The organism is Streptococcus sp. SO4 (genome assembly GCF_030440055.1).
GTDB lineage: Bacteria > Bacillota > Bacilli > Lactobacillales > Streptococcaceae > Streptococcus > Streptococcus nidrosiense.
Genome location: NZ_JAQFJI010000029.1, coordinates 1 through 1,512 on the forward strand (window position 1 = coordinate 1; position 1,512 = coordinate 1,512).

Below are 1,512 nucleotides of genomic sequence, written 5' to 3' on the forward strand. Positions count from 1 at the left end.
CAATGTCATTAAGTTAGTAATCTAACTATTTGAATAGGAGATAGGATTGAGATCATCAAAGTGATTCTCTATCCTATCTTCTATTTTTTTTGCATAACAAATAAAGGTTTTTTCACCCTATTTTTTGAGATTTATGTTACTCTATAGATGAAATCAATTACCGATTGGGCCTTTATTTTTCTTGGATATTTTCGATTCGGTCGAATAATAGATAACTGTTTCTTGAGGTAGTTTTTCAACTGGAGAGAAGAAAGGGAACCGTTAAAAAACAAACGGCAGGCATAAGTCGCATCTGAGAAACACACTTTATATCTTTGTTTTTTGTGACTACTGTCGATGGCAACTTGCGAGGTTACCCAACGACAAAAGTTAAAATTTGTAAATCGGGCAAAGATTTCTTGGAGAATCCCTTCCTTCTTTTTGGCATGAAAATTGACCAAGCCAATACTGTATTTCAGGTCACGAAAACTAGTCTCTATGCCCCATCTGCTGGCGTAGAGATTTTTTAATTGTTGGACTGAATAGTCTGTATTTGTCACCAAAGTTTCGTATTTTCCTTCTTCCGCTTCTAAACGCACCAAACGAAAAGGAAGTTGGTATAGTTCAACAGGGTCATGTTTTTGACTTGTTTCTGGAAGAAAATCAAAAGTAGAATTGTGTGGAATAAAATGATAGTCATTGGGGAAATCACGATAAAGTTTTTTGAGCTGATTGGTTTGCTTTCGTGATAATTTTAGAGAAAAGTTTTGATCAAAACACTCTGTATTTGGCAAGTTGAAGGAGGAACGCATGGATTGTTTTCCATCTCGAATTCGGATGATATAAAGCCATCCTTTTTCTTGAAAATGAGCCATGAGATTGTAACTTTCATAGCCTCTATCCATGATAACAAGAGCTTTCTCGAAAGGGAGAAGCCTTCATCATCTGAATCAGAGCTAAGCGCTCATGTTGCGTATGTTTGTCTTGAATAGAAACATCTCTATACACTCCAGTCGTCAAGTCGTATAGGGCATTTATGTGTATGAGATTATAGGATTTAACATCCGTTTGGGTTTGGATAGAGGTTTCTGTATCCATGGGATTTCGAGGAATACAGATATCACTCCCATCTGCAGCGAATATCGGAAGATTGGTGTTAAGTGGAATAGGTGCTGTAAATTCTTTAAATAAGGTATAGAAAGCCTCAGGTTTTATCTGATAGCGTCTTTGAACAAAGGCTGAATTTGAAACTGTCAGTCTAGCATCTAGTAATTCTTTTGACAGTGATTTTCCTCCCATTCCCAGAATGGTACGAATCATGGTTTCTAGTGATAACCTTCTTTTACGAGTAAAGGCCTGTTCATCTTGTTTGACGAGCTCAACTTTTTGACCAAGGATACTCTGAATACTCTTATTCAAGTGGGCTTTTATCTGTTTTATCATAGGAAGTACCTCCTTAACTATCAGTTTAGCACATAAAAAAAGAAACCCAAATACAGAATTGTATTTGAATTTCTTAACTTAATGACATTG

At 36.0% G+C, this 1,512-nt stretch carries 1 pseudogene; it reads right to left on the minus strand.

Annotated features, from left to right (window positions below):
- Window positions 1-131: 131 nt before the first annotated feature.
- Window positions 132-1,422, minus strand: a pseudogene (locus PCY08_RS09915) (IS4 family transposase).
- Between the last annotated feature and the right edge of the window lie 90 nt (window positions 1,423-1,512).